This window comes from Streptomyces sp. NBC_00273 (genome assembly GCF_036178145.1).
Lineage (GTDB): Bacteria > Actinomycetota > Actinomycetes > Streptomycetales > Streptomycetaceae > Streptomyces.
In genome coordinates this window covers 10131088-10150678 of sequence record NZ_CP108067.1, presented here as the reverse complement: position 1 = coordinate 10150678, position 19591 = coordinate 10131088, and the positions used below count along the sequence as shown (strand labels likewise).

23 protein-coding genes and 1 pseudogene are annotated in these 19591 nt (G+C 70.2%); 11 read left to right on the top strand and 13 right to left on the bottom strand.

Features of this window, described 5'->3' with window-relative positions:
* Positions 1-119: 119 nt before the first annotated feature.
* A complete protein-coding gene (locus OG386_RS46045; RefSeq protein WP_328786243.1) occupies positions 120-1115 on the bottom strand; it encodes an SDR family NAD(P)-dependent oxidoreductase in 996 nt (331 codons plus the stop codon).
* Between the two features lie 587 nt (positions 1116-1702).
* Here OG386_RS46045 and OG386_RS46040 point away from each other — a divergent pair.
* Entirely contained in the window at positions 1703-4243 is a 2541-nt protein-coding gene (locus OG386_RS46040) for a tetratricopeptide repeat protein (RefSeq protein WP_328786244.1), read from the top strand.
* Positions 4244-4246: 3 nt separating this feature from the next.
* On the opposite strand, the gene OG386_RS46035 is transcribed toward OG386_RS46040, so the two are convergent.
* On the bottom strand, positions 4247-4753 hold the full coding sequence (locus OG386_RS46035; protein WP_328786245.1) for an ATP-dependent DNA ligase: 507 nt from the start codon (positions 4751-4753) through the stop codon (positions 4247-4249).
* On the bottom strand, positions 4666-5133 hold the full coding sequence (locus OG386_RS46030) for an ATP-dependent DNA ligase (RefSeq protein WP_328793116.1): 468 nt from the start codon (positions 5131-5133) through the stop codon (positions 4666-4668). The genes OG386_RS46035 and OG386_RS46030 overlap by 88 nt, the downstream gene beginning before the upstream one ends.
* A gap of 155 nt (positions 5134-5288) precedes the next feature.
* Here OG386_RS46030 and OG386_RS46025 point away from each other — a divergent pair, with 155 nt between their 5' ends.
* Complete coding sequence (locus OG386_RS46025; RefSeq protein ID WP_328786246.1) at positions 5289-5546, top strand: hypothetical protein; 258 nt, start codon at positions 5289-5291, stop codon at positions 5544-5546.
* Positions 5547-5694: 148 nt separating this feature from the next.
* Here OG386_RS46025 and OG386_RS46020 read toward each other — a convergent pair whose 3' ends face one another.
* The gene (locus OG386_RS46020) at positions 5695-6540 is read right to left on the bottom strand and encodes a pentapeptide repeat-containing protein (protein ID WP_328786247.1); all 846 of its coding nucleotides are present in this window, start codon (positions 6538-6540) and stop codon (positions 5695-5697) included.
* Between the two features lie 402 nt (positions 6541-6942).
* Here OG386_RS46020 and OG386_RS46015 point away from each other — a divergent pair, with 402 nt between their 5' ends.
* Entirely contained in the window at positions 6943-7440 is a 498-nt protein-coding gene (locus OG386_RS46015; protein ID WP_328786248.1) for a DUF6233 domain-containing protein, read from the top strand.
* A gap of 5 nt (positions 7441-7445) precedes the next feature.
* Here OG386_RS46015 and OG386_RS46010 read toward each other — a convergent pair whose 3' ends face one another.
* Genes OG386_RS46010 through OG386_RS45995 form a run of 4 tightly spaced genes read right to left on the bottom strand, consistent with a single transcriptional unit; the run spans position 7446 to position 10184 of the window.
* A complete protein-coding gene (locus tag OG386_RS46010) occupies positions 7446-8030 on the bottom strand; it encodes a hypothetical protein (protein WP_328786249.1) in 585 nt (194 codons plus the stop codon).
* Positions 8031-8090: 60 nt separating this feature from the next.
* Entirely contained in the window at positions 8091-9077 is a 987-nt protein-coding gene (gene trxB / locus OG386_RS46005) for a thioredoxin-disulfide reductase (protein ID WP_443053043.1), read from the bottom strand.
* A 10-nt stretch (positions 9078-9087) separates the two neighbouring features.
* Positions 9088-9507 (bottom strand): arsenate reductase ArsC, encoded by a 420-nt coding sequence (locus tag OG386_RS46000; protein WP_328786250.1) that lies wholly within the window; start codon positions 9505-9507, stop codon positions 9088-9090.
* Positions 9508-9554: 47 nt separating this feature from the next.
* Positions 9555-10184, bottom strand: a complete 630-nt coding sequence (locus OG386_RS45995) for an arsenate-mycothiol transferase ArsC (RefSeq protein ID WP_328786251.1) — start codon at positions 10182-10184, stop codon at positions 9555-9557.
* Positions 10185-10260: 76 nt separating this feature from the next.
* Here OG386_RS45995 and OG386_RS45990 point away from each other — a divergent pair, with 76 nt between their 5' ends.
* The 3 genes from OG386_RS45990 to OG386_RS45980 are packed head-to-tail and all read left to right on the top strand — an operon-like array spanning position 10261 to position 12464.
* Positions 10261-10575: an ArsR/SmtB family transcription factor gene (locus OG386_RS45990; protein WP_328786252.1), complete on the top strand. Its 315-nt coding sequence runs from the start codon at positions 10261-10263 to the stop codon at positions 10573-10575.
* Between the two features lie 39 nt (positions 10576-10614).
* Positions 10615-11406 carry an aquaporin gene (locus OG386_RS45985; RefSeq protein WP_328786253.1) on the top strand — a complete coding sequence of 264 codons (792 nt, stop codon included), beginning with the start codon at positions 10615-10617 and terminating at the stop codon, positions 11404-11406.
* A complete protein-coding gene (locus tag OG386_RS45980) occupies positions 11403-12464 on the top strand; it encodes an ArsO family NAD(P)H-dependent flavin-containing monooxygenase (RefSeq protein ID WP_328786254.1) in 1062 nt (353 codons plus the stop codon). Before OG386_RS45985 ends, OG386_RS45980 begins: the two co-directional genes overlap by 4 nt.
* A gap of 66 nt (positions 12465-12530) precedes the next feature.
* Here OG386_RS45980 and OG386_RS45975 read toward each other — a convergent pair whose 3' ends face one another.
* Positions 12531-12725, bottom strand: a complete 195-nt coding sequence (locus OG386_RS45975) for a MerR family DNA-binding protein (protein WP_443053336.1) — start codon at positions 12723-12725, stop codon at positions 12531-12533.
* Positions 12726-12806: 81 nt separating this feature from the next.
* Between OG386_RS45975 and merB the strand changes: the two genes are divergently transcribed.
* Entirely contained in the window at positions 12807-13109 is a 303-nt protein-coding gene (gene merB, locus OG386_RS45970; RefSeq protein WP_328793119.1) for an organomercurial lyase, read from the top strand.
* Positions 13110-13205: 96 nt separating this feature from the next.
* Positions 13206-13745 carry a DinB family protein gene (locus tag OG386_RS45965; RefSeq protein WP_328786255.1) on the top strand — a complete coding sequence of 180 codons (540 nt, stop codon included), beginning with the start codon at positions 13206-13208 and terminating at the stop codon, positions 13743-13745.
* 23 nt (positions 13746-13768) lie between these two features.
* On the opposite strand, the gene OG386_RS45960 is transcribed toward OG386_RS45965, so the two are convergent.
* From OG386_RS45960 to OG386_RS45950, 3 genes are read right to left on the bottom strand one after another with little or no spacing between them, the layout of a single operon-like run.
* Positions 13769-14266, bottom strand: coding sequence for a GNAT family N-acetyltransferase (locus OG386_RS45960; protein ID WP_328786256.1), 498 nt, complete (start codon positions 14264-14266; stop codon positions 13769-13771).
* Entirely contained in the window at positions 14263-14631 is a 369-nt protein-coding gene (locus OG386_RS45955; RefSeq protein ID WP_030724816.1) for an ArsR/SmtB family transcription factor, read from the bottom strand. Before OG386_RS45955 ends, OG386_RS45960 begins: the two co-directional genes overlap by 4 nt.
* Positions 14632-14671: 40 nt before the next feature.
* Positions 14672-15685 carry a flavin-containing monooxygenase gene (locus OG386_RS45950; RefSeq protein WP_328786257.1) on the bottom strand — a complete coding sequence of 338 codons (1014 nt, stop codon included), beginning with the start codon at positions 15683-15685 and terminating at the stop codon, positions 14672-14674.
* A gap of 152 nt (positions 15686-15837) precedes the next feature.
* Between OG386_RS45950 and OG386_RS45945 the strand changes: the two genes are divergently transcribed.
* Genes OG386_RS45945 through OG386_RS45935 form a run of 3 tightly spaced genes read left to right on the top strand, consistent with a single transcriptional unit; the run spans position 15838 to position 18846 of the window.
* Positions 15838-16044 (top strand): hypothetical protein, encoded by a 207-nt coding sequence (locus OG386_RS45945; RefSeq protein WP_328786258.1) that lies wholly within the window; start codon positions 15838-15840, stop codon positions 16042-16044.
* A gap of 50 nt (positions 16045-16094) precedes the next feature.
* The gene (locus OG386_RS45940) at positions 16095-17468 is read left to right on the top strand and encodes an NAD(P)-binding domain-containing protein (RefSeq protein ID WP_328786259.1); all 1374 of its coding nucleotides are present in this window, start codon (positions 16095-16097) and stop codon (positions 17466-17468) included.
* A 1-nt stretch (position 17469) separates the two neighbouring features.
* Positions 17470-18846, top strand: coding sequence for an MFS transporter (locus OG386_RS45935; protein ID WP_328786260.1), 1377 nt, complete (start codon positions 17470-17472; stop codon positions 18844-18846).
* Here the strand turns inward: OG386_RS45935 and OG386_RS45930 are convergent.
* Positions 18729-19568, bottom strand: a pseudogene (locus OG386_RS45930) (IS256 family transposase); the annotation flags it as partial. The gene OG386_RS45935 and the pseudogene OG386_RS45930 sit on opposite strands and share 118 nt — an antisense overlap.
* Between the last annotated feature and the right edge of the window lie 23 nt (positions 19569-19591).

The following is a 19591-nucleotide window of genomic DNA, read 5'->3' as shown; positions in this document are numbered from 1 at the left end:
CCGATGACAGTGGACCGATCCCGGATCCCTCACTTCGTGACAGTCAAAGCGGCAGCCAGCACCTGGCCCTGACCAACGCCGCAGGCCCCTACCGGACACACCCGCCGCTGACACTCAACTCACTGACACGAAACCGAGAGATCGCACCCAGTGATCGGGGTGGCGCCGGTCGCCGCGGCGGACACTTCCCAGAGCCGTGCTGCCGCGTCCGGGTCGATGGCGTACGCACGGACGCCGCCGGCGTCCATGGGCTCGTCGGGGGCGCAGACGCGGGCGACGTCGCAGTCCTCCAGGTAGAGCCCGCCATGGCCGTCGAGGAGGGGGGACGTGGCTGCCCAGAGCCCGGTGGCGGCACCTTGGGAGGGTGTCTTGAAGCCGGCGCCGATCACGTTGCCGTGCTCGTCCACCCAGCCGCGTTCGATCTGCTCCCGGAGGGTCATCTCTCGCTGGAGACCGGCGATGATCTTCCCCGGGTGGAGGGCGAACGCCCGGACGCCGTCGTTGCGTCCGAGGACGTCGAGCTGCACGGCGAACAGGGCGTTGGCCGTCTTGGACTGGCCGTAGGCCAGCCACTTGTCGTAGCCCGTGCGGAAGTGCGGGTCGTACCGGCGGATGCCGGTCAGTGCGTGCCCTGCGGAGCTGTTGACGACGACGCGCGCACCGTCGGCGGCGGCCAGGAGCGGGTAAAGCTCGCAGGCGAGTGTGAAGTGTCCGAAGTGGTTGCCGGCGAGCTGGCCTTCCCAGCCAGGTCCGACGCGTCGCTCAGGGGTGGCCATGACTCCGGCGACGGCCATGAGGAGGTCGAGCCTGTCGATGGAGTCGCCGATGTGCGCGGCGGCGGCACGCACGCTGTCGAGGTCCGTCAGGTCCATGGGGACGACTTCGCAGCCGTTCACGTCCGCGAGAGCGGCGCGGGCTACCCCGGGTCGCCGTGCCGGAACGACGACCCGGGCCCCGGCGGCTGCCAGGCCCCGGGTGGTCTCCAGGCCGAGTCCGGAGTAGCCCCCGGTCACGACGGCGGTCGCGCCGGAGAGGTCGAGGCCGGCCAAGACCTCCTCGGTGGTGCTGGTGGCGGAGAAGGGCGAGCCGAGCGGTTGCTGAGCAGTGGTGGTCATGCCGACGACGCTAGGTTCTAGAGCGAGGTCTAGAACAAGTCCTAGGCTGGGCAGCATGACGACTGCCGAGACCCGCGCGGAATTGGCACCTCCCACCGGACCGTCATCCAGTAGTTGAAAGGCCGGGTCGACGGTCCGTCACCCCCCGGCCTCCCAGCAGCTGTACGTCGCTCTGGTAAGCGTTCCGAACTCTACTCCGGCCGGGTGACAGATCACGGGCACTGACCGGTACGGTCGGGCGTTGCAGAACCCGGAGTCCGGACCAACCACAGGTCTCTGACGTCAGGTGCGGGGGCCGACCCCGAGGCTGCGCCGTACCGTCACGGGCTCAGCCTCGATCTGAGGGGCGGGCGGGGGTAGCTATTCCCTCACCGCGCCGGCCTGGCAGGCGTACTTCAGCACCAGCACGCCCCAGCACCTGATCGCAGCCTCCGCAGGATTTTCGGCGTCGTGCCCTACGAGCCAGCCTGCAGGCGTCATGCTGGTCGTTGGGACAGCGCGAAGGGAACGATGTTTTGCGGGGAACGAGTGCGCGGGCCGGGTCGGCGGTCGCGGTGGGCGCGGCGTTAGTCGCGGCTGGGATGGGCGTGATCACGAACTACGTGACGGCAGTGGTTCCCACATGGGCCCAAGATCCCCGGCTCGTGTGGCCCGCATTCGGTGTTCTGATCGTTGCGGCGGTCGTACTTCAGTTCTGGGCCAAGAGCCTGGACGCCAGCGCGGGACGCGCGAATCCGCGGCAGCTTCCTCTGGAACGGGTACTGCCCAACAGGCACGGGTCTCTCGCACCCGCGCACACCGGGGGGCCGGTGCGCGGCCGGGACGCCGACCTCGCCACGCTGAGAACGATGTTGCGTCGTCCCGACGGCCGGTTCGCGGTGCTGTGCGGCACGGGGGGAATGGGCAAAACCACCTTGGCCGCCCTGCTGGCTGACCAGGCCATTGCCGAGGGGACGCCGGTGTTCTGGGTACCCTGGCGCGACGAACGGGACCTTGCCGAGCAGATGACCCGGGTTGCACTCGCCTGCGGGCTTTCGGAAGAACAGCTGGAATCGGTCCGGTCGGGCCGGGCAAGCCTGCCGGACGTGGTGTGGCAGCAGCTCGCCCTGGAGCGTTCATGGCTGCTGGTCGTGGACAACGTCGATCAGCCCGCTGCCGTGGGTCCCGACAGGGAGCTCGTTGCCTCCTACCGGGGGTGGATCCGCCCCGGCGGCAGCGGCCTCCTGCTGATCACCAGCCGCGACACCGACCCTGACACCTGGGGCGGCCGCGCCGTACTGCACCGCCTGGCCCCGCTCGACCCGGATGCCGGCGCCCGCGCTCTGCTCGACGGCGCACCCGAGGCGGGCACCCTGGAAGACGCACGGCTCTTGGCCGACCGGCTCGGCGGTCTCCCCCTCGCGCTCCACACCGCCGGTCGCTACCTGGCCGCCGTCGCCAGCCGACACCGTACGTTCACCGCCTACAGGCAAGCCCTGGACCACGAACTGTCTACCCTACTCGGTGCCGAACACCCCGACGCCGCCGACCCCGACGTCGCCCGCAGCCTCGTCCGCCATACCTGGGACCTCTCCCTGGACCAGCTCACCGCCAGGGGCACCACCCGGGCACGCCACATCTTGCGCCTGCTCTCGCTGTTCGGCACTGAGCCCATTCCGTTGTCGCTCATCACGCCGAGCCTGGTTACGGCGGCCACCGGCCAGGCGACGACCGCGACCGACGTCGAGGCGGCGATCAACGGCCTGCACACCTACGGTCTTGTGGACACTCCCGCAACCGGTCCGGCCAGCTCGGACATCGCCCAGGTGTCACTTCATCCCCTGATCCGTGAGATCTCCGCCCTTGCCCTGACCAGCGAGTCCCCTGACCCGAGCCGCTGGTACCGGGCTCTCGCCGATCACATGGTGACCACAGTGCGAGGCCTGAACGACATGGGACGTACGGGATGGCCCATCGGCAGGCTTCTGGCACCCCACGCACTGGCCCTCGCCGAGCTCGAGGGATGCCGTGACGACCTCGAACTCGCCGGCGCACTGTACTCGTTGGCACGTCTTCTGGACGATGCCGGCGAGGCGACCGAAGCCCTGCGTCTGGATCGTCAGGCAGTAGCCACACGCACCCGGCTCCTGGGACCGGACCACCCCGACACGCTGAGCAGCATCGACGGCCTCGCCGTCACACTGCAAAGTGTGAGACAGCACGCAGACGCCGTCGAGCTGCTCGAGCAGAACGCCATCGATCGCGCACGCGTTCTCGGACCGGACGACCCGAACACCCTCCGCAGCCGCCACAATCTCGCGAACGCGCTGGGCGGTATCAACCGTCATGCCGAAGCAATCGATCTGCATCGGCAGAACCTCACTGACCGAGCACGCGTTCTCGGGCCGGATCATCCCGACTCCCTGGAGACTCGCAGCGGTCTGGGGCGTGAGCTGGGCTGCCTCGGCCAGTACACCGAGGCGTTCGAACTGTTTGAGGTGAACCTCAACGACCGGACCCGGGTGCTGGGTCCGAATCACCCCGACACCCTGGAGAGCCTCGACAACCTCGCAGCCGCGCTGGTCAGTCTCGGTCGACTCGAGGAAGCGGCGAATCTGTACGTGCGGATTTCGCTCCACCGTATGCAGGTGCTGGGACCGGACCATCCAGACACCCTGCTTAGCCAGAGCAAGCTCGCTCTCGTACTAGGCCTCCAGGGCCGGCATGCGGAAGCAATCGACTGGCACCGTCGAAGTCTCACCGACTGCACACGGGTGCTGGGACCGAACCACCCCGACACCCTGAGCAGCCGCAACAACCTCGCCAACGCCCTCAACGAACTGGGACGGCACGCGGAAGCAGCTGATCTGCACCAGCAGAACCTCACCGACCACACACGCGCTCTGGGCGCGGACCACCCCCTCAGTCTGACCAGCCGCACCAATTTCGCCATGGCACTGAACCACCTCGGCAGGCACACGGAAGCAGTCGAGCAGTTCCGGCAGGTCCTCGACGACCGCACCCGTGCACTGGGCCCGGACCACCCCGACACCGCACGAAGTCGCAACAATCTGGCCGTCGCGGAGAGGCACCTGGCATGGTCGCGCCGCTGGTACGTCAGGCCGTGGCGCCGCCTCGGCGCCAGCTGACCGTCACCGGTACGAATGTCGAGGCAGCCGACGCCTGCGCCGCTTATCCGCCCGTGAAGCGCCGAACTTCACGCCCGTCCACGGGTGTCCGGGCGCGGCCGCAGTGAGATGTTCGGCGACCAGCCGGGCAGCGTCCGCGCGCAGCGGTACGGTCCGGCCGACCGCGCGGAGCCGGCCATCATGGTCGCGGCGGCCGAGGACAAGGAGTTGCGGGCGGGTCAGGGTGCCGGTGATCGCGCCGACGACGGCTTCGGTGGTATCGCGTCTTCTGATCTTGGTCCACCCCCGGTACCCGGGCAGGTAGCGGCCGTTCAGGGGCTTGACCAGGATCCCCTCCACCCCGGACACGTCCGTCCAGGTCTCCAGCCACTCGCGCGCCTTGGCCAGGTCCGTCGTCTGCGGGCAGAGCGTCCAGGGGGCGGTCAGGGCATGTTCGGAGAATAGGTTCTCCAGGAGGGTGCGCCGCTCGGCGTACGGGCCCGCGAGGAGCTCCTGGCCGTCGTGCTGCAAGAGGTCGAAGGCGACGAAGTAGGCCGGCCACCGGGCGGCCAGGACAAGGCGCCGCGCGCGCGGGTGGCGGCCCGGCGCTGCAACGCCTCGAACGACAAGCGCTCCGCTTCGGTGTCCCAGACGACCAGTTCGCCATCGAGGACCAAGCCATACGGCAACTGCGCCTCGGCGGCCGCCACCAGGTCCGGCCACCGGTCCTGCACCAGCGCCCCGCGCCGGGTCTGCACCACCACCGTGCCACCCGGCCCAGCCGCAGTGAACAGCAGCGCCCGGTGACCGTCCAACTTCTGCTCGTACGCCACCCCCGCCCGCACAGCGGCCGGGCCGGGCACGCCTTCCGCAGCCTGCGCCAGCATCGGCTCCACCGGCGGCCTGAGCATCACGAGGGCCTCCCTCACAACGTGCGCGTCCCCCTTCCAGGGTCCGCCAGACCAGCCGGAGGCGACTACCCGCGCGTGATCAAGTTCGCCGGAACAGGGCCGATGACAGGCGTGGGCACTCGCCGAGAAAATCGAACACGTGTTTCACTTGAGGTGTGAGACCACCGTTCCGCTTCCCCGAGGACCTGATCACGCTCCAACGGGCGTGGCAGCAGACCTACGCCGAACTCGCGCAGGCACCCGCCGGGGCCGGTACGACCGCGCTGCGGCGCCGGCTGATCACCCTCTCCGGGACCCTGTGCACCCATCCCCACTGGGCGGCCCCCGCCGCCTGGCGGGCCGGCGGCGTCGAGCTGCGGCGCGCCGCCCGCACCCACACCTCCGCACCAGCGGAAGGGGAGGCAGCAGCATGAACGAGCAGACCACCACGCCCCGCCCGCAGGTCGCCACCTGGGCAGTCAGACCGGCCCCTGCGCCCGGTGTCACGTTAACTGCACCTTTGGGCGCGTCAGAGCCGTCAGCTGACCAATGGGCCTCCGGACGATCTCTGACACTTGATCGTCAACGCCGGTGGTGCTTGGGGCGGGTGTCTGGGTGGAGCCACCTCTCGGTGTCACACTCCTCGGGTGCTGTCTTTTCTGGAATGTTCAGCGCACCTTTGAGGTCTGTCTCAGAGAAGCTCGCGCAGTCCAGGTTCGCGCCATCTAGGTTCGCGCCGTTTAGGTTCGCGCCGTACAGGTTTGCATCTCGCAGGTCCGCGTCGTACAGGTCCGCGTCTCGCAGGTCCGCGTAGCCGAGGTACGCGTCACGCAGGTCCGCACCGCCGAGTGTCGCCTGGCGCAGGTCCGCTCTCGCCAGGATCACGCCACGCAGGTCCGCTCGGCTCAAACTCGCGCCGGACAGGTTCGCGTCGCCCAGTGTCGCGTCGTACAGGATCGCTTCACGCAGATTGGCTTTGCGCAGGTCCGTCAGGTTCAAGTTGGCGTTGCTCAGATCACCACCAGTCAGGTTGACCCTATGCAGGTCGGCTTCAAATAGGTTGACGCGCGTGGTGCCGTCATTGCGGCTGTCTCTGGATGCGAGGACAGCAGCTGCCGCGGTGACGTCGCTGGTCAGGATCGTCTTCAGGCTCGTCTCACGATCTCCTGACTTCGGCTTCTTGCTGTGGGCACGGATGAAGGATGAGAGGACGTCGATCACGGTGGCCTGGTCACGCGGGGAGTCCTGCATGAGGCGTTGGAGAGCGTAGACACCACCGAGACGCATATCTTCGGATCCCTTGTTGCCGAGGTCCTCGACGGCATCGGTGTACCGATCGGTGATCTGACCTTCGCGGGTAAGGGCCTGCTCGTTGTTGACCTGTGTGATCGATTTCCAAGTGAAGCCGACAACGGCAATTGCACTCAAGGCCGCCAGAAGGGTGGCGGACCGCTCCAACCGCGTCAACCAGGTCGTACGCTCGCGGGGCGCGGCGCTTATGGTCGGCCTGCCGGAGACGGCAGGCGCCCGTTCGGCTGCCCCTCGGCGCTGTCCGCGTTGCCTTGACCCCAACGGAGCACGGGCGCGGGGAGGCGATCGCCGCCCTTTCCGGTCCGCGATCCGATGTAGCTGCTTGCTGCGTGCTCCGGCCCGGGTGGCCCCCGTAGTAGCCATATGGTCATTTGACCTAACTGATACAGGTCGCGCGATTTGAGACAGCCTGAAAGTGCAGAGAAGCCACACCCCCACGTGTCGATACGGGGTCGGCGCGTCCCCTCTCTGCACGTCGTGCCGGCAGGCTCGGCAGGAGCTGTTCGCCCGCCCCTGACCGTGACCGAACCCCCGCCACCACCTGCACCGATCACGCTGCTCCTGCCCGACGGACAGGAAATCGGGCACGTACTGCTCTACGAGCGACAGCAGCTCGACTCCGGACTGTGGATGTACCGCATCGGCGTCCCCCTCTGGCAGACAGCCACCGGGGGCGGGGTCGAGCCGGCCGAGTACAGCACGTGGGTCACCTCAGAGCAGCTGCGGCCGCTGCCCGGGGTCGACCTCGGCCGTATCCCGGCCCACCCCCGTACCCACACCTCGACGCCGACCCGGTGGGCGTGGCTGCTCAACGGCCGCACCCACGGACGGCCCGCCACCGTCCACGCCGAAGGCTGCCCCAGCGCCACCGACCGCGCACACCCGCTGGGCACCACGCAGGCACTCGACGTGCTCGCACGGCCCGGCACCATCGCCTGCGCCGTGTGCGACGCCGCCGAGGCGCTGCTGCCGATCCTCACCCACGGCCAGAACGACGGGCCCGCCCCCGGCGACTGATCAGGTCAGACGGTCGGTGATGCGGTGTAGTCGTGGCGTTGGTAGCCGCGTCCATCGCCGTGCCAGTCCAGGAACAGCACCGAGTCACCGAGGGCGGACGGACCGGCCCGGTGGCTGATGGTCGCGGTCCGGTAGATGCCGGAGCGCGCCCCGCCGGCCGTGCCGTCCTCCAGCCGCGCCTCAAGGCCAGGGAAGTCACGCTCGACCACCACGGGGTCGGCGCCCTCGCGGGACTGTTTGATCTGCACCCGGACCTTCGCACCGTCGAAAATCGTCGGATCGTCCACGGGGTAGAAGCTCGCCCCGTCCCAGCGCACTTCGGCGTACGCGTACACGGTGCCCCCGGCCCGGGCCGCGCACGTCTTCACCGTCACCTTCCAGTTGTCCGGCCACGGCCCGTCATAGCTGGTGTCGTCGATGTCCTTCGTGCTGGACGCGCACTTGTAGGCGTGGCGGCCGTGGCAGTGGGGGCGGCAGGCGCCGCCACCGCCGCCACCGCCAGCGCGGCCACCGCCGCGCGAGCCGCGAATCGGGATCTGACCCGCGCCCTGAACCAGCGCGGATATCCCGACACGGGTGAACCCGGGCACGGTCCGCCGCATCCTGTCGGCCGGCGATCCGTGCCCGGGTTCCGTGGCTGGTCTGGCGGTTCAGGCCAGGGCTTCGGCCGCGTTCTGCACCTGGTCGCTGAGGGCGGCGAGGTAGCGCTCGGAGTCGAGGGCTGCGGCGCAGCCGGAGCCGGCTGCGGTGATGGCCTGGCGGTAGGTGTGGTCGACGACGTCACCGGCGGCGAAGACGCCGGGGATGTTGGTGCGGGTCGAGGGCGAGGCGACCTTGATGTAGCCCTCGTCGTCGAGGTCGACCTGTCCGGTGAACAGCTCGGTGCGCGGGTCATGTCCGATCGCGATGAACAGGCCGGTGACGTCGAGGTCGCGGAGTTTGCCGGTGAAGGTGTCGCGCAGGACGACACCGGAGAGCATGTCGTTCGTGTCCTTGATCTCGGCGATTTCGCTGTCGAAGGCGAAGGAGATCTTGTCGTCGGTGAACGCCCGGTTCTGCATGACCTTGGAGGCGCGCAGGGTGGAGCGTCGGTGGACGACGGTGACGGAGCGGGCGAAGCGGGTGAGGAAGGTGGCTTCTTCCATGGCGGTGTCGCCGCCGCCGACCACGACGATGTCGCGGTCGCGGAAGAAGAACCCGTCGCAGGTGGCGCACCAGGAGACCCCGCGGCCGGAGAGCTCGTCCTCCTTGGGCAGACCGAGCTTGCGGTAGCCGGAGCCGGTCGCGATGATCACCGTCTTCGCGCGGTGGACGGTGCCCTCGGAGTCGGTGAGTTCCTTGATGTCGCCGGTGAGGTTCACGGAGACGATGTCGTCGTCGATCATCTCGGCGCCGAACTTCTCGGCCTGGGCCCGCATGTCGGCCATGAGGTCCGGGCCGTCGATCCCGTCGGGGAAGCCGGGGAAGTTCTCCACCTCGGTGGTCGTGGTGAGGGAGCCGCCAACGAAGATGGAGCTGCCGAACAACAGCGGCTTGAGCTGGGCGCGGGCGGTGTAGAGGGCGGCGGTGTATCCGGCGGGGCCGGAGCCTATGACGATGACGTCGCGGACGTCGTCGGTCGGAATCGTCTCGGTCACGTCAGGTGCCTCAAGCCTTCGACTTGGCGTCGATCTCGGCGATCAGGCCCTCAATGAGGGACTTGATCTCGTCGCGGATGGGGCGGACGGCCTCGACGCCCTGGCCGGCCGGGTCCTCCAGCTGCCAGTCCAGGTAGGTCTTGCCGGGGAAGTACGGGCAGGCGTCGCCGCAGCCCATGGTGATGATGTAGTCCGATGCCTGGGCGGCCTCGGGGGTGAGGACCTTCGGCTTCTGGTCGGAGATGTCGATGCCCAGCTCGGCCATGGCGGCCACGGCGGAGGGGTTGATCTGCTCACCGGGCACGGAGCCGGCGGAGCGGACCTCGACGCGGTCGCCGGCGAGGTGGCGGAGGAACCCGGCCGCCATCTGGGAGCGGCCCGCGTTGTGGATGCAGACGAACAGGACGGAGGCGGCAGGAGCGGAGGACATCTGTTCTTCCTTGGGGTGAGGCGACTGCGCTGGGGATCTGTGGGGCTTCAGGGGGCGAGCTGGGTGAGCAGCTCGGTGATGCGGGCGTCGATGTCGTCGCGGATGTTGCGGACGACGGCGATCGGCGCCCCGTCGGGGTCGGCCACGGGCCAGTCGAGGTAGCGGCGGCCCGGCACCACGGGGCAGGCGTCGCCGCAGCCCATCGTGATCACGATGTCGGCGGCCTGGACGACCTCTTCGGTCAGCGGCTTGGGGTAGGCGTCGGCCAGGTCCACGCCTGCCTCGGTGAGAGCCTGCGCGATGTGCGGCGCCACCTCGCCTGCGGGGTGGGTGCCCGCGGAGGAGACGGTGACCCGCTCGCCCGCGCGGTGGGCGAGGAGAGCGGCGGCCATCTGGGAGCGGCCGGCGTTCTGGCTGCACACGAACAGCACCCGCATCGGCCCGCTCACCAGTCCCTGGGTGTGGGCGAGGGCGCCGAGGCGTTCGGCGGTGAGCCGTTCCGCGAGCACGACCAGGTGCGTGTGGACCCGGGCGTGCTCGGCGAGACGCGTGTAGGAGTCGGCGAGCAGGCCCAGCACGGTTTCCGGCGCGAAGTGGCCGGCGTATCGGGTGGCGAGACGGGCGGCCCCGGCGGCCAAGCGTTCGTCCGGCAGGAGGGGCGAGGAAGGCGAGGGCATGGCGATCCCGTCCAAAGGAGCCAATAGGATCAGCTCGGGCTGGTGTCAGCCCCAACTGATGTGACAGTATCAGTCCATGATGACGTCAGTCGACACTGATCTGATCCGGGTTCTAGCCGACCCGCTCAGGCTCCAGATCGTGACCCTGCTCGCCCGCGAGACCCTCTGCACCACCCACCTCGTGGAGGAAACGGGCGCCAAGCAGACGAACCTCTCCAACCACATGAAGGTGCTGCGGGAGGCGGGAGTCGTGGATACCGAGCCGTGCGGGAGGTACATCTACTACCGCCTGCGCCCGGAAGTCATCCAAGCCCTCGCCGGTCAGTTCGCCGACCTCGCCCAGACCGCGCGAGCCACCGCCGAAGCGAACCTCAAGCGGTCCTGCCCATAGCCTTCCGCGCTTTGCTCACCTGCCCGAGGAGAACCCGCCTTGACCGCCACCGAGCCCGTCGCCGCCCCCGCAGCGGAGAGCGACATAGCCGCCGACGCGCCCCAGCCCGCCCCAGGCGCCACCCCGCCCCGCACCCCGCTGATCGCCCGCGCCGCCGCCGAGCTCGTCGGCACCGCAACGCTCGTCGCGGTCGTCGTCGGCTCGGGCATCCAGGCCACGAAACTCACCCAGGACGTGGCCCTCCAGCTCCTGGCCAACTCCACCGCCACCGTCTTCGGGCTCGGCGTCCTCATCGCGCTCCTCGGCCCGGTCTCCGGCGCCCACTTCAACCCGGCCGTCACCCTGGCCGAATGGTGGACCGCCCGCCGCGGCGGCGCCGGAGTCACCGCCCGCGAGCTCGCCGTCTACGTGCCCTCGCAGATCGCCGGCGCTATCGCGGGCGCCATCCTGGCGGACGCGATGTTCGGCGAGCCCCTGGTCAAGTGGTCCACCCACGACCGCTCCGCCGGCAACCTGCTGCTGGGCGAGGTCGTCGCGACCGCCGGCCTGATCCTGCTGATCTTCGGCCTGGCCCGCACCGACAGGCTCCGCTTCGCGCCCGTCGCCGTCGCCTCGTACATCGGCGCCGCCTACTGGTTCACCTCCTCCACCTCCTTCGCCAACCCGGCCGTCACCATCGGCCGCGCCTTCACCGACACCTTCGCCGGCATCGCCCCGGCCTCCGTGCCCGGCTTCATCGGCATGCAGCTCGTCGGCGCCGTGGTGGGCCTGGCCCTGGTGGCGGTCATCTTCATGCGCGGCAAGACGGACAGCGGGACGCCTGCGGCATGACGCAGCGCACGGACGTGGTGGTGATCGGCGGCGGCCAAGCAGGGCTCGCCGCCGGATACCACCTGCGCCGCCTGGGCATCGAGCACGTCATCCTCGACGCCCAGGCGGCGCCCGGCGGAGCCTGGCAGCACACCTGGCACTCCCTGCGCCTCTTCTCCCCCGCCCAGTACTCCTCCCTGCCCGGCCGGCTCATGCCCGTCCAGGAGGGCGAGCTCTACCCGGACGCCGCCCACGTCGTCGACTACCTCACCGACTACGAGAAGCGCTACGAACTCCCCGTCCAGCGAGGCACCTGGGCCGAGAGCGTGCACCGCGACGGGCCCCGCCTGCGGGTCGAGACGGACTCCGGATCCTGGACCGCGCGGGCCGTCATCAGCGCCACCGGCACCTGGACCCGCCCCTTCCTCCCGGCAGTTCCCGGCCGGCGCGACTACCAGGGCCGCCAGCTGCACACCGTCCAATACCGCAGCCCGTCCGAGTTCGCCGGGCAGCGCGTGATCGTGGTCGGGGGCGGCAACTCCGGAGCCCAGATCGCCGCCGACCTCACCCACGCCGGCATCGACCTGACCTGGGTCACCCAGCGCCCGCCCCGCTACCTCGCCGACGACATCGACGGCCGAGCACTCTTCGACGCGGCGACCGCCCGCCGACGCGCCCTCGACGAAGGCCGCACCGACACCGGCGGCGTCGCCTCCCTCGGCGACATCGTCGCCGTCCCGCCCGTACGCGCCGCCCGCGACACCGGACTCCTCAGCGCCCGGCCCATGTTCGCCCATCTCACGGCGACCGGGGTCGAGTGGGCAGACGGCACCCGGGCCGAGGCGGACGCGGTCATCTGGTGCACCGGCTTCCGTCCCGCGCTCGCGCCTTTCGCCTCCCTGCGCCTGCGCGGCACACGCGGCCGCATCGCGACCGTCGGCACCCGCGCCGCGGACGAGCCGCGCCTGCACCTGCTCGGCTACGGCGACTGGACCGGCCCGGCCTCCGCCACCCTCATCGGCGTCGGCCGCCCCGCCCGCGACGCCGCCCGCGAGATCGCCGAGCTCCTTCGACCATGAAGACGGGCTCCCCGGTCAAACGGCCCGCCGACCTGCTGGGTATCAGCATCGACGTTCCGGAGCCGGTCACGGTCGCGTGAGGATGGTGCAGATCTCGCCTTCGGAGCAGGTGTCGGGGTCGGTGACGGCGGCCCGCCGGGCGAGCTCGCGCAGCGCGGTGCGGGTCTGGCGGAGCTCGGCCATCCGCTGCTCGATATCCCCCAGCCGCTGACCGATGAGGCGTGTGACCTGCCCGCACGGGGCCTGCCCGCTGTCTCTGATCTCCAGGACCGACCGGATCTCGGCGAGCGTCAGGCCCGCGCCCTGGGCGTCGCGGACATCGACGCCCTCGGTATTTCCGCGATGCTCGGCCAGGACGTGACCGTCTCCTCCACCGATCCCGTCGACGGCCGCCCAGTGACAGTCACCTTCAGCAACGGCGCGCCAATCTGGGAGCCTGCCGCGGCGGTCGTATTCGTCGGGCGTCGCAAAGGTGCAGGCCCGGCCGCCACGGTGTGCTGCGACGCCCTCAACTTCTTCACCGGCCAGTCCTCGGCCGAGCAATGGCAGCTGGCGCACCCCGAGGTGCGCGGTGAGATCGTCGGCCAGTCCCGCGCCACCCAGATCGGGCAGCAGACCTTCGGCCCGCTCCTCCAGGACGGCTGACCATTCGGCCGCATCCGCCTCCGTTACGCCCCGGCCTGCAGTGGGCATCATTGCCACCCCGGCCGACTCGTCGAGTGCGGCCCAAAATGGCAGGCCATGATGAACGCGATCGCGATGGACCGGCAGGCCGTGCACGAGGACTATGAGCGTGCCCGCCAGACCTTCCACCGCCTGCTCGACAGTGCCTCCGAGGAGGAACTCTCCAGTGCCACCCACGACACCAGGTGGACCAACGAGCAGCTGCTGTGGCACATGCTGTTCGGCTACATGCTCATCTTGCGTCTGCTGCTCCTGGTCCGCGTCTTCGGCCGGCTGCCACGGCGCGCGAGCAGGGCTTTCGCCCGAGTGCTGGACGCGGCGACCGTGCCGTTCGACTGGGTCAACTACGTCGGCCCACGCGGGGCGGTGAAGTTCTACGGGCCGCAGCGGATGGGTGCCGCATTCGATCGCATCATCGACTCCCTGCACCGCCACCTGATCTCGGAGCCGGATGCCCGGCTCGCCCGGGGCATGCACTACCCCGTCCGCTGGGATCCGTTCTTCAAGGACTTCATGACCCTCGCGGACATCTACCGCTACCCCACCCAGCACTTCGACTTCCACCGCCGCCAACTCACCCTGCACGACGCTGACTGACGCCCGCGGCCAGACCGGCAGTGTCAGACAATCTGTGGACTGCGGCGCTCCAGCAACACCACGTCCCGCCACGCCCCGTGGTGCCGGCCGATGCGCTCACGCGTGCCGATGACACGGAACCCGGCTCGTGCGTGGAGGGCCAGGCTGGCGGTGTTCTCGGGGAAGATCCCGGACTGGATGGTCCAAATGCCGTCCGCCTCCGTCGAGGCGATCAGAGCGTCCAGCAGGGCGCGGGCGACGCCGCGGCCACGGCCATCGGGGTGGACGTAGACGGAGTGCTCGACCACGCCCGCGTACGCGCACCGGTCCGAGACGGCACTCGCCGCGACCCAGCCCAACACCCTGCCGCCGTCGTCGAGGGCGACGAAACGGTGGCCAGGCAGCTTGGCCTTGTCGAACACGGCCCACACGGGGGCCTGCGTCTCGAAGGTCGCTTTGCCCTCGTCGATCCCCGCCTGGCAGATACCCAGCACCTGCTCGGCGTGCGCGGCAAGCAGCGCCTCGATCCGCACCACGGTCACGCCGTCTTCGCGGCGCCGGCCAGCAGCGCGCCCATGGCAGCGAGCACGGACGGCTCGACCCGGTAATAGACCCACGTCCCCCGGCGCTCGGAGGACAGCAGACCCGCCTCCTTCAGCTTCTTCAAATGGTGGGAGACGGTGGGCTGGGAGACCCCGACGTCGGAGATGTCGCACACACATGCCTCCCCGCCCTCGTGGGAGGCGACAGCGGAGAACAGGCGCAGGCGCACGGGGTCACCGAGGGCCTTGAACATCTTCGCCGCGACCTCGGCCTCCTCGGCCGACATCGGGCGCTCGTTCAGCGGCGGGCAGCAGGCCGCGACGACGTCGGGCTCCAGCAACGGCAGAACCTTCACATTCGACATACGTCTATGTTGACACACATCGAACTAAGAGGGGAGTGGGTCAGGCGCGGGCCAGGTGGGCGGCCAGTCGGCGGGCCGCCCGGGCGGCATCACGGCCGACGCCGCGCAGCGTGTTCGAGGACAGGCTGCGCTGCCACTCCAGCCCGACGAACGCCAGGCTCGAATAGGCAGGGGAGGCGCCGCCGCGGTGGTGGGGGTGTCCGGCCGGGTCGAGGGCGCCTTCGAGTCCGGCGAGGTAGGGCAGGTGGGGGCGGTAGCCGGTGGCGAGGATCAGCGCGTCCAGCCGCTCCGTGATGCCGTCGGCCCACGTGACCCGGTCGTCGGCGAGGCGGGTGAACATCGGGCGGCGGTCGGGGGCGCCGGCGGTGAGAGCGGCGCGGTAGCGGCCGTCGTCCAGGACCGGCGGGGCGGGCGGAGTCTTCAGCAGCCATCCGAGCGGGGCGGTGTCCAGGCCGGTGCGGGTGAGCCAGAAGTGCAGGTCCTTGCCCAGCAGGTGCTGTCGGGTGAACCTCACCGGCGCCCGCATGGCCAGGCTCGTGCGGCTTTCGAGGGCGAGCTCGGCGGCGATCTGCACCGCGGAGTTCCCCGCCCCGATCACCACCACACGCTGCCCGGCAAACTGGGCCGGGCTGCGGTAGTCGGCCGCGTGCAGGACCTGGCCGGCGAAGGTCTCCAGGCCCGGCAGGTCAGGGCGGTGCGGGCGGCCGAAGCTGCCCGAGGCGGCGACCACCGCCCGCGCCCACAGCTGCCCGCCGCCCTCCAGCTCGACTTTGAACCCGGCACCGTCGGCCCGGATCGCGGTCACGCGCCGGCCGGTGCGGATGTCGGCCTGTAGGCGGGCGGCGTAGACGGTCAAGTAGGCGACGACCTCGTCCCGGTGCGGGTAGCGGTCCGGATCCCCGCCGAACAGCAGGCCGGGCAGAGCGCTGAACCGGGCCGGCGAGAACAGGGTCAGGCTGTCGTAGTAGTGCGGCCATGAGCCGGCTGCCCGCCCCGACGCCTCCAGCACCACCGGCTTCAGTCCCGCCCTGACCAGCGCATGCGCAGTGGCCAACCCCGACTGCCCGCCCCCCGATGACGACGGCTTCCACCTGCTCCACGGCAACCCCTAAGAATTAGATGAACGTCTATGTTGACGTCCATCGATACAGATGCCATGCTGATCACGCAAGCCATAGACAAACTTCGAAACACAAGGGAGTCGTCATGAACGAGCCGATCAGCCCCACCAGCCCGAACCGCGCCGCGACGACGGGCTCCTGTTGCGGCACCGCCCCCGTACCCGCCGCCGAAGTGGCGCCCGCCCAGTCCTCACCCTGCTGCGGCACCAGCGAGGGCGCGGAGGCGGCCGGAGCCTGCTGCGACCCGCAGGCCAAGCGCGAGGCCGTCGCCACCGGCGCCGGCTGCTGCTGACCATCCGAAGTCCCCACCCGCCCGCCTGCACGAAGACCCGGAGACATGCCATGAGCGAGACCACCACCGAGCTGCCCGTCGTCGTCATCGGGGCCGGCCCCGCCGGACTCGCGGCCGCCGCCCACCTCCTCGACCGCGACATCGCGCCCCTCGTCCTGGAAGCCGGCCCGCTCGCCGGGGCCGCCGTGCGCGAGTGGGCTCACGTACGGCTGTTCTCCCGCTGGGGCGAACTCGTCGACCCGGCCGCCGAGAAGCTCCTGGCCCCGACCGGATGGACCAAGCCCGCCGAGGACACCTACCCCTCCGGGGGTGACTGGGCAGAGCGCTACCTCCAGCCGCTCGCCGACGTACTCGGCGAACAGATCCGCTACGGAGCACGCGTCACCGGCGTCTCCCGCACCGGCCGCGACCGCATCGTCGACGCCGACCGCGACACCCAGCCCTTCGTCGTCCACTACGAGAACGCCGACGGCCACGAGCACCGCCTCTTCGCCCGCGCCGTCATCGACGCCTCCGGCACCTGGTCCACCCCCAGCCCCGCCAGCGGCAGCGGACTCGCCGCCCTCGGCGAGAAGGCCGCCGCCACCCGCATCACCTACCGCGTCCCGGACCTGAAGGACCCCGCCATCCGCGCCCGCTACGCGGGCAAGCGCACCGCGGTCATCGGCTCCGGCGCCTCCGCCTTCACCGCCCTCGCCTACCTCGCCGATCTCGCCACGTCCGAGCACGGCCAGGGGACTCACGCCACGTGGATCCTCCGCCGAGGGATCTCCGGCTCGACCTTCGGCGGCGGCGAGGCCGACCAACTCCCCGCCCGCGGCGCCCTCGGCCTGGCGGCCAAGGCGGCCGTCGACAACGGCTACGCCGACGCGATCACCGGTTTCCGCACGGACGCCTTCGAGCGTGACGGGGAGGGCCTCGTGATCCTCATCGGCGAGGACGGCCGCCGTCTCGACCCGGTGGACGAGGTCATCGTCCTGACCGGCTTCCGCCCTGACCTGTCCTTCCTGGACGAGCTGCGCCTCGGCCTCGACGAGCGCCTCCAGGCCCCGACCGCGCTCGCCCCGCTGATCGACCCCAACCAGCACTCCTGCGGCACCGTCTACCCCCACGGCGTGAACGAGCTCTCCCACCCCGAGAAGGACGTCTACCTCGTCGGCATGAAGTCCTACGGCCGCGCCCCCACCTTCCTCGCGATGACCGGCTACGAGCAGGTCCGCTCCATCGCCGCCCACCTCGCTGGCGACCAGGAAGCCGCCGAGCGCGTCGAACTCACCCTCCCCGAAACCGGCGTGTGCGGCGGCGCGGGCCTCTTCGACGAGCCGGAAGCCTCCGAGCAGAACGACGGTGGTGGCTGCTGCGCAGCTCCGGCCACCCTCACCATCGGCGCCGCTCCCGCTCCCGCTTCCTCGGGCGGCTGCTGAGGTGAGCGACCTTCAAAGCGGCCTGGCCGCGGCCGGGACGGGGGTCCGGTCGCGGCCACGCGCCGTCCTGCCCGCCCTGTGCCTCACCCAGATCACCAGCTGGGGCATCGTCTACTACGCCTTCATCGTCCTCAACCCGGCCATCACCGCCGACACCGGCTGGAGCGCGGGCGCGACCACCGCGGCGTTCTCCGCCGCCCTCGTCGTCTCCGCCATAGCGGGGATCTACGTCGGCCGCGTCCTGGACCACCGCGGCCCCCGCACCGTCATGACGGCTGGCTCCGTCCTGGGTTCGCTGAGCCTGCTGGTGATCGCCGCGGCCCCCAACCTGGCCGTCTTCTTCGCCGGATGGCTGCTCGCCGGAGCGGCGATGGCCGCGATCCTCTACCAGCCCGCCTTCGCAGCCCTCACCCGCTGGTGGGGCCCCGACCACATCCGCGCGCTCACGATCGTCACCCTCGCCGGCGGGCTCGCCTCCACCGTCTTCGCACCCCTGACCGCGATCCTCGCCGACCACATGTCCTGGCGCGCCACCTACGTCGTACTCACCGGCATCCTCGCGGCCCTGACCGTCCCGGCCCACGCGATCGCGCTGAAGGCCCCGTGGCCGCAGGCCCCGCCGAGCCCGCCGCACGTCACCGGCGGCCACGAGCAGGTCGTGCGCAGCCGGGCGTTCTGGATGCTGGCCGTCACGTTCACCCTGTCCGCGTTCGCGATGTACGCCGTCGTCATCGGCCTCGTCCCCCTCCTCCTCGAACGCGGCTACACCATCACCCAAGCCGCCTGGGCCCTCGGCCTCGGCGGCGCCGGCCAGACCCTCGGCCGCACCCTGTACGCCGCCCTCGCCCGCCATCTCGGCGTCACCGCCCGCACCGTCACCCTGATCGCTCTCGGCGCCCTCACCACCGCAGCCCTCGCCACCGTGGCCGGCCCCTACACCCTGCTCGTCGCCGTATCCGTCCTCGCCGGAGTGATCCGCGGCAACCTCACCCTCCTCCAGGCCACCGCCGTCACCGACCGCTGGGGCACCACCCACTACGGCCGACTCTCCGGACTCCTCGGAGCACCCGCACACGCCGCAGCCGCCCTCGCCCCCTTCGCCGGCGCAGTCCTGGCCAGACCCCTCGGCGGCTACCCCGCCCTGTTCACCCTGCTCGCCGTCCTCTCGGCCGCGGCTGCTGCCACCGCGCTCGGGGCACGCCCTGGGTGTGGGTCCGTAAAGTTAACGGTGGTTTTGGAGTTGTTGGGGTTTCAGCGGCGGGCGGCTGAGAGCCGGCCGTCGAAGGTGATGTCGAAGGCGTTCAGAGCGGCCTTCCAGCGCTGGGTCCAGCGTTTGCCTCCCTGGCCGGTGGGGTCGAGGCTCATGATGGCCATGTAGACGCACTTGATGGCGGCCTGCTCGTTCGGGAAGTGCCCACGGGCCCGGACGGCCTTGCGGATCCGTGCGTTCACGGACTCGATGGCGTTCGTCGTGCAGACGATCCGCCGTATCTCGGTGTCGAACTGCAGAAACGGCACGAACTCGGCCCATGCGTTCTCCCACAACCGGACGATCGCGGGATACTTCTGGCCCCATTCCTCCTGAAACTCCAGGAACCGTTCCATGGCGGCGTCCTCGGTCGGCGCCGTGTAGACGGGCTTGAGCGCCTTCGAGATCTTGTCCCAGTCCTGCCGGGCCGCGTAACGGAACGAAGCCCGCAGCAGGTGAACGACACACGTCTGCGTGATCGCCTGCGGCCAGACGGCCCCGATCGCTTCAGGCAGCCCCTTCAACCCGTCACAGACGACCATGCAGACGTCTTCCGTGCCGCGGTTCTTGATCTCCGTGAGGACCTGGAGCCAGTACTTGGCACCCTCGCCCCCGTCGCCGGCCCACAAGCCCAAGATCTCGCGAGTGCCCTCGACGGTGACCGCCAGGACCACGTAGACCGGCCTGTTCGCGACCTTCCCGTCCCGCAGCTTCACGTGGACACAGTCAATGAACAAAACCGGATAGACCGAGTCGAGCGGCCGGTTCTGCCACTCGTTCATGCCGTCGATCACCTTGTCCGTGATCGTGGAGATGGTCGTCTTGGAGACCTCGGCGCCGTAGACCTCCGCTAGACGAGTAAGTCCGAAGTGCT

Coding starts and splice junctions, on each gene's coding strand:
- OG386_RS46045 (WP_328786243.1), bottom strand. CDS start 1,115: ATGACCACCACTGCTCAGCAACCGCTCGGCTCGCCCTTCTCCGCCACC.
- OG386_RS46030 (WP_328793116.1), bottom strand. CDS start 5,133: ATGCTCAGGCCGCCGGTGGAGCCGATGCTGGCGCAGGCTGCGGAAGGC.
- OG386_RS46000 (WP_328786250.1), bottom strand. CDS start 9,507: ATGTCCTCCGCTCCTGCCGCCTCCGTCCTGTTCGTCTGCATCCACAAC.
- OG386_RS45995 (WP_328786251.1), bottom strand. CDS start 10,184: ATGCCCTCGCCTTCCTCGCCCCTCCTGCCGGACGAACGCTTGGCCGCC.
- OG386_RS45990 (WP_328786252.1), top strand. CDS start 10,261: ATGATGACGTCAGTCGACACTGATCTGATCCGGGTTCTAGCCGACCCG.
- OG386_RS45980 (WP_328786254.1), top strand. CDS start 11,403: ATGACGCAGCGCACGGACGTGGTGGTGATCGGCGGCGGCCAAGCAGGG.
- merB (WP_328793119.1), top strand. CDS start 12,807: ATGCTCGGCCAGGACGTGACCGTCTCCTCCACCGATCCCGTCGACGGC.
- OG386_RS45965 (WP_328786255.1), top strand. CDS start 13,206: ATGATGAACGCGATCGCGATGGACCGGCAGGCCGTGCACGAGGACTAT.
- OG386_RS45955 (WP_030724816.1), bottom strand. CDS start 14,631: ATGTCGAATGTGAAGGTTCTGCCGTTGCTGGAGCCCGACGTCGTCGCG.
- OG386_RS45945 (WP_328786258.1), top strand. CDS start 15,838: ATGAACGAGCCGATCAGCCCCACCAGCCCGAACCGCGCCGCGACGACG.
- OG386_RS45940 (WP_328786259.1), top strand. CDS start 16,095: ATGAGCGAGACCACCACCGAGCTGCCCGTCGTCGTCATCGGGGCCGGC.